Origin of the sequence: Planktotalea sp. (assembly GCF_049680325.1) — a bacterium.
In the GTDB taxonomy this organism is placed as follows: Bacteria; Pseudomonadota; Alphaproteobacteria; order Rhodobacterales; family Rhodobacteraceae; genus Planktotalea.
Map to the genome: position 1 here is coordinate 1 of NZ_JBAUHO010000015.1, position 6,786 is coordinate 6,786.

General features: G+C 56.5%; 7 protein-coding genes. All 7 read left to right on the forward strand.

Going from position 1 to position 6,786, the window contains the following annotated elements; translation table 11 throughout:
* The coding region (locus tag WBC85_RS00705) for an aldehyde dehydrogenase family protein (protein ID WP_424432766.1) at positions 1-1,034 on the forward strand (1,034 nt) is incomplete at its 5' end.
* A 40-nt stretch (positions 1,035-1,074) separates the two neighbouring features.
* Positions 1,075-1,455, forward strand: coding sequence for a carboxymuconolactone decarboxylase family protein (locus WBC85_RS00710; protein ID WP_424432767.1), 381 nt, complete (start codon positions 1,075-1,077; stop codon positions 1,453-1,455).
* A 1,144-nt stretch (positions 1,456-2,599) separates the two neighbouring features.
* Positions 2,600-3,115, forward strand: a complete 516-nt coding sequence (gene mraZ / locus WBC85_RS00715) for a division/cell wall cluster transcriptional repressor MraZ (protein ID WP_424432768.1) — start codon at positions 2,600-2,602, stop codon at positions 3,113-3,115.
* A gap of 3 nt (positions 3,116-3,118) precedes the next feature.
* Positions 3,119-4,102, forward strand: coding sequence for a 16S rRNA (cytosine(1402)-N(4))-methyltransferase RsmH (gene rsmH / locus WBC85_RS00720; protein ID WP_424432769.1), 984 nt, complete (start codon positions 3,119-3,121; stop codon positions 4,100-4,102).
* The gene (gene ftsL / locus WBC85_RS00725; protein WP_424432770.1) at positions 4,103-4,486 is read left to right on the forward strand and encodes a cell division protein FtsL; all 384 of its coding nucleotides are present in this window, start codon (positions 4,103-4,105) and stop codon (positions 4,484-4,486) included. It abuts the gene before it with no gap.
* Entirely contained in the window at positions 4,483-6,273 is a 1,791-nt protein-coding gene (locus tag WBC85_RS00730; RefSeq protein ID WP_424432771.1) for a peptidoglycan D,D-transpeptidase FtsI family protein, read from the forward strand. The genes ftsL and WBC85_RS00730 overlap by 4 nt, the downstream gene beginning before the upstream one ends.
* Before the next feature lie 42 nt (positions 6,274-6,315).
* The coding region (locus tag WBC85_RS00735; protein ID WP_424432772.1) for a Mur ligase domain-containing protein at positions 6,316-6,786 on the forward strand (471 nt) is incomplete at its 3' end.

Below are 6,786 nucleotides of genomic sequence, written 5' to 3' on the forward strand. Positions count from 1 at the left end.
CAAATGAACCTTTTGGTGTTTCGGCCCATATCATCCCGTGGAACTACCCCGTTGAAATGACCGCGCGGTCTTTGTCGGCGGCTCTCGCCACGGGTAATGCTTGCGTCATCAAAACGCCCGAACTGACCCCGCTTAGCAACGCGTGGTTCGCTCATGCGGCAGAGGCCGTGGGCCTGCCCAATGGCGCGGTCAATATCCTGTGCGGTCTTGGACGCGAGGCGGGCGCGGCACTGTCAGCCCACCCGCACGTCAACCAGATTGTGTTTACAGGATCGGTTCCAACCGGCATCGCCATCGCCACCGCCGCGGCCAGAAATGTTGTGCCTTGCGTCCTGGAGTTGGGCGGAAAGTCCGCCGCGATCGTTCATGACGATGCCGATCTGGACGCCTTTGAGGCAGATGTTCGATGGGGTATCTATTTCAACGCGGGGCAAGTTTGTTCTGCCATGAGCCGTGTCATCGCACATGACAGCATTCACGACGAACTGGTCGAACGCATGGTCGGTGTCGCGCAATCATTAACCGTCAAGCCCGGCATCGACCAACCCGATTTCGGCCCGACAATGGGCGCGATGGTGTCTGAGGCACAGCGCGACCGCGCCGCCGACATGGTCGGGGCGGCGCAAGGCGAAGGGGCACATGTCGCCACCGGCGGTCGCAAAATGAACATCCCCGGCGCTTTTCTTGAACCCACCATCGTCACAGGCGTCACCCCCGATATGACCATCGCCAATGAGGAAGTCTTCGGGCCGGTTCTGTCCGTGCTGAAATTCTCTTCCGATGAGGACGCCATCAAAATTGCAAATGGAACGCCTTACGGTCTTGTCGGCGGCGTTTTCACGCGTGATCTTGATCGCGCGACGAGCGCTGCTCGCAAGCTGAGGGCTGGCCAAGTCTTCGTCAATGAATGGTATGCTGGTGGTGTCGAAACACCGTTCGGAGGTTATGGCAAATCGGGCTACGGCCGTGAAAAGGGCCGCGAAGCCCTCTGGAATTATGTGCAGACCAAAAACGTCGCGATCAAGCTTGGTTGAGCGCGCAGAAAATGACCCGATCAAATTGAAAGGCTAAGACATGAGTGCATTTGACGAAGATCTTTTTCTGAAAGGCCTGGAGCAACGCAAAGCCACGCTTGGCGCCGAATACGTTGAAAAGAACCTTGCAGCCGCAGATGACTTTACGCGCCCCTTTCAAGAAGCAATGACCGCATGGTGTTGGGGCTTTGGCTGGGGCGACGATGTGATCGATGCCAAGACACGGTCAATGATGAACCTGTCGATGATCGGCGCATTGGGGAAAATGCATGAATGGGAAATTCATTGCCGTGGAGCCATCAATAACGGAGTCACATCAGACGAAATCCGCGCAATTATCCACGTCATCGGTATTTATTGCGGCGTGCCACAGGCGCTGGAATGCTTTCGCGTTGCGCGGAAGGTGCTAGAAGAAGCCTGACACTAAGACTTCGTATCAATTCTGCTTTTCCAGATCGCGGCTACGGTGTTCATGGGACAACGCGATCGAAAACCGCTTCCAATACAAGTATCGCCACCGAGAAATGGTATCGGAGCACCTGCATCGAAAGACAGTTAAGTCCCGCGATGCAGAACTCCGGGTTTTTATCTTCGCCGCGACCCGACTAAATGGCCGCATCTCCCGCAGCAGACCAACATCGCTTTCTCGCATCGGCCGCAATCTTTGTGCTGCTCGCGCGCAGCAAGAAAACCGAAATCACAGTGTGGGCTCAGACCTGACATCAGATCAATCGCAGCGGTCCCGTTTGAAAAGGTGCCTTGCTGCTGTTCGGAACGGCTCAATGCTGATCCATGCAGGGCGCTCGCCTGCCTGCCGCTGTGTGGCCGAAAACGAGCGATACCCTTCAAAGCGCGATTTTCGCTGGAGCAAGCGATAGAAGCGGTGCCGTGCGGCCCAATTAATGGGAAACCATGGGCGGCATGGGAATTCATGGCCCGAACTCTGATTTAATCCGCGCCAATCGGGTGTCGCAGGGAAGACTCACATCGAAATTCAGGCCTTTCTTCCGATTTACAGGCGAATCCGGATGTGATTCGTAGGGGGCAGGGCGTGTTTTGAGCGTCTGAATGGGCAAAAACCGCCTCTGCACCGCCTCAGCGTTTCAAATTCTGGGAAAATATGGGAAAAAATTCACACATTGTTTCTCTTCTACATGTAGTGGTGTCGTCTCATCCATTACGCTATCTATGGAATTTGTTCCCTTCTCGTTCTTACTATATGTTGTTTAGCAGGCCTCTCTGAAACAACATTCTGTATGTTTTGAGTCAAAATTTATGTTGCTTCCCATGATTTCCCAGCGTATCCCTAATGACAGAAGATGAAGACGGGAAAGACAAAGGGGCGCCAAACGACCCCAAACCTAATAAAAAAATCCCAAGTCAGGTTTCATACAGGCACTCGCCTTCACCTTCTTAACGAGATCCGGCGCGCGAGCGAGCAGACATCCCCCCAGGTGGCGCGCGCGATCGGACACTCCCGGCAACGGGACGTCGGCGGATCAAGCAGTGGCAGCAGCTTGATCCGCCTTTAATTTTTTCTGGGGTAGGCAAAGGGACGAATAGGCGTGTCACGCAGGTTCAGAGGCGAAAGCCACCATAAGGTGGATACGAAGGGGCGGGTTTCAATCCCGGCCTCTTTTCGTCGTGTGATCGAAGCGGCTGACCCCAATTGGACCGAGGGTCTCGCGCCCGAACTGGTCATCGTCTACGGCGATCATCGCCGCAACTACCTTGAATGTTACACCATGGAAGCCATCGAAGAGGTGGACGCCAAGATCGACGCCCTCCCACGTGGATCTATGCAGCGTAAGATGCTTCAGCGTCTCTTCCATGGTCAGTCTTTTCCGACCACGATTGACGAAACGGGCCGCCTGGTTCTTCCAGCCAAGCTCCGCAACAAGATCGAGCTGGATAAAGAAGCCTTCTTTATCGCCGCAGGTGACACGTTCCAGATTTGGAAAACGGAAACTTACGAGGCCGAAGAGCTGGCGCGCACCGAAGAATGGCTCGAAGAATTGCCTGAGGATTTCGATCCGCTGGAGTTCCTTGATGGTGCCCCAACAGCAAGTCCGGCGGAGTGATCCATGGGACAGGCTGCCATATCTGCTCCTCACATTCCGGTTCTTCTTGCTCCTATCCTCAAGGCGGCTGATCCGATTTCCGGCCGTTGGCTGGACGGCACGTTCGGTGCGGGCGGTTACACGCGCGCGTTGCTGGATGCGGGCGCTGATAGCGTCATCGCGGTGGACCGCGATCCATTGGCCTTTGAAATGGCGGCAAGCTGGGCAGGGCAGTACGGGGATCGTTTGATCCAGCAGCGCGATGTTTTTTCAAATATGGCCAGCTTTGCCAGTGATCTGGACGGTGTTGTCCTTGATCTTGGTGTGTCCTCGATGCAGCTGGATCGTGCCGAGCGCGGCTTTTCTTTCATGCGCGACGGGCCGCTCGATATGCGTATGGGGCAGGATGGCCAAAGCGCAGCGGATATCGTGAATGAATACGAAGCCGAAGAAATCGCTGAAATTCTCTATAACTACGGCGAAGAACGCGCCTCGCGCCGCATTGCGCGCGCGATTATCGAGCTGCGTGAAGAAACGCCGATTACCACAACGTTGCAGCTGTCCGATCTGATCGAAAAATGCCTGCCACGTAAGAAGCCGGGCCAAAGCCATCCTGCGACCCGTAGTTTCCAAGCGCTGCGCATCGCGGTTAACAATGAATATGGCGAGTTGTATCAAGGTCTTATGGCCGCTGAGCAAGCGCTCGCGCCGGGTGGTTTGCTGGCGATTGTGACCTTCCATTCGGTCGAAGACCGTATGGCGAAACGCTTTTTGCAGGCGCGCGCTGGCACGACAGGCAATGCCAATCGCTTTGCGCCAGAGCTGCACACGGAAAAACCTGCATTTGAATTGTTAGGCCGCAAGGCCATCGCGGCAAGTGAAGACGAGCTTGCCAGCAACCCGCGCGCGCGCTCTGCAAAACTGCGCCTTGCGCGTCGCACCGATGCCCCTGCGGGCGGCATTGATGCCAAATCACTCGGCATGCCCATGCTTCGAAGGGATCGTTAAATGCGTTCACTGTTATATATTGTTACGGCGCTCGCCGTCATCGGATTGGCCTTCTGGGCCTACCGCGAAAACTATCAAACGCAGGCAGAAATTGCGCGAACCGAAAAAATCAACAGGGATATCGGCGAAGCCCGCGCCCGCCTGTCCGTTTTGCGTGCAGAGTGGGCCTATCTGAACCGCCCCGATCGTCTGCGCGATCTGAGTGAAGTGAATTTTGAGCGTTTGGGCCTCTTGCCGCTGCGCCCCGACCAGTTTGGCAAGGTCGATCAGGTTGCCTTCCCGCCAGAGCCAGAGCTTGAGTTGGTCATTACCAATCCCGTTGATGTGTCTGGACTCGATCAGGGGGCAGATGTCGTGACGCGTGGGGATGGAAGCTTCCCATGATCCGCACGCCGCTTCGACCCCTTGCTCGCATTCTGGAAGCCCGCGCCAGCGGTGAAAACCCGGATGCAATCGAACGCGAAAACCTGCGCATTCGACACGAGCAAATGCGCGATTCATCGCGCGGGCGTGCCGAGGGGCGACTTCTGGTCCTTTCGGTCATGTTCTTTTGTGCGTTTGGTGTCATTGGTGCCCGTATGGGCATGCTAGCAGCGAGCGAGCCGTCCGAGCCGCGCGCAGCCAGCTCTGGCGCTTCGATCCAAGCGGCGCGCGCTGACATTACAGATCGCCATGGCCGCATTCTGGCGACGAATTTCGAGACGCACTCGCTTTATGCGCAGCCCCAACAGATGATCGACAAAGAACGCGTTGCCGCTGAGCTTGCCGCGATCTTTCCTGATCTCACACGCGAAGACATGCTTGAGGACTTCACTGGCAAGCGCAAGTTCTTGTGGATAAAGAAGAAACTAAGCCCCGAACAAAAGCAGGCGGTTCATGATATCGGTGATCCTGGCCTTTTGTTTGGACCACGCGAAATGCGCCTCTACCCGAACGGCAAATTGGCCGCGCATATCCTGGGCGGCGCAAGTTTTGGCCGCGAAGGGGTGCATGCTGCCGAAGTTATCGGTGTTGCGGGCGTCGAAAAATTCTTTGACGACAAGCTACGTGATCCTGCACGTCAAGGCGCGCCGCTGGCGCTTTCGCTGGATCTGACTGTTCAAGCCGCCGCTGAAGAAGTGCTTTATGGCGGCATGAAACTGATGAACGCCAAAGGCGCGGCATCGGTTTTGATGGACGTCCACACAGGCGAGATCATCTCGATCGTCAGCTTGCCGGATTTTGATCCAAATGCGCGCCCTGGCCCGCTTCTGGAAGGGGACGCCTCTGACAGCCCGCTGTTCAATCGTGCGGTGCAGGGCGTCTACGAACTGGGTTCTGCCTACAAGATTTTCACCGCAGCGCAGGCGATGGACCTGAATCTGGTCAATCACCAGACGATGATCGATACGGGCAAGGCGCTGCGAGTTGGTGGCTTCAATATTGGCGAGTTTCAAAAGAAGAACTACGGCGTTTTGAGCGTGGAAGATATCATCGTCAAAAGCTCGAACCGTGGTACGGGTCGCATGGCGCTCCAGATTGGTGTGAAACGTCAGAAAGAATTCATGAAAGCCATGGGTTTCATGGACTATACCCCGCTTGAAATCGTCGAAGCACAGGGCGGCAAGCCGCTTTATCCCGAGCGCTGGACTGATCTGAGCGCGGTTACGATCTCATACGGTCACGGCTTGTCCAACTCGCCGCTCCATTTGGCGGCCGGCTATGCTGCGATTGCCAATGGCGGAACCTATATCGCGCCGACGATCCTGAAACGCGATGGCGCGCCCGAAGGCACCCACCGTGTGATGCGCGAAGATACGGCGATGTATGCGCGCAATATGCTGCGAAAAGTGGTCACAGACGGTACCGCCAGTTTTGGCGAAGTCCCGGGCTATGCCGTGGGCGGCAAGACTGGCACAGCCGACAAACCGAAACCTCGCGGTGGCGGCTATTATAAAGACAAGGTCATCGCGACCTTCGCGACGCTCTTTCCTGCCCATGATCCCAAATATGTGCTGATTGTCACACTGGATGAACCTGTTGAAACTTCGGGCGACAAACCGCGCAGAACGGCGGGCTGGACAGCGGTTCCCGTTGCAGCCGAGATGATTGGCCGCGTCGCGCCACTACTTGGGTTAAGACCAGAGATTGAACCGGGTGAATTGGCTGGTATAACGCTCACATCGAATTGATGGGTGCGCGGCTTCGCGCGCCACAAGATGTAGGGGCAGGCCATGGCGGCACATAAGACTTTGCAACAGCTCGGCCTGACCGCAGCGGATGGGCGCAACCCGGACATCTATGGCTTGGCCGTTGATAGCCGCGAGGTGAAGAAAGGCTTCCTGTTCGCCGCTTTGCCCGGAAGCAAGGTCCATGGCGGCGAGTTTATCCAATATGCGCTGCGCATGGGGGCAGCGGCCATTCTGACCGATGCCATAGGCGCGGAAATCGCAGCCGATGAACTTGCCAATGCAGATGCCGCACTTATCCTGACCGATGATCCGCGCGGGGCTTTGGCCTTTGCCGCAGCGCTTTGGTTCGGTGCCCAGCCACAGGTGATGACAGCCGTCACAGGCACAAATGGCAAGACATCCGTCAGCACCTTTGTGCGCCAGATTTGGAACCTGCTTGATCTGGAGGCCGTTAACCTGGGCACAACGGGCGTTGAAGGCAGTTTCCACCTGCCGCTGGCCCATACGACGCCC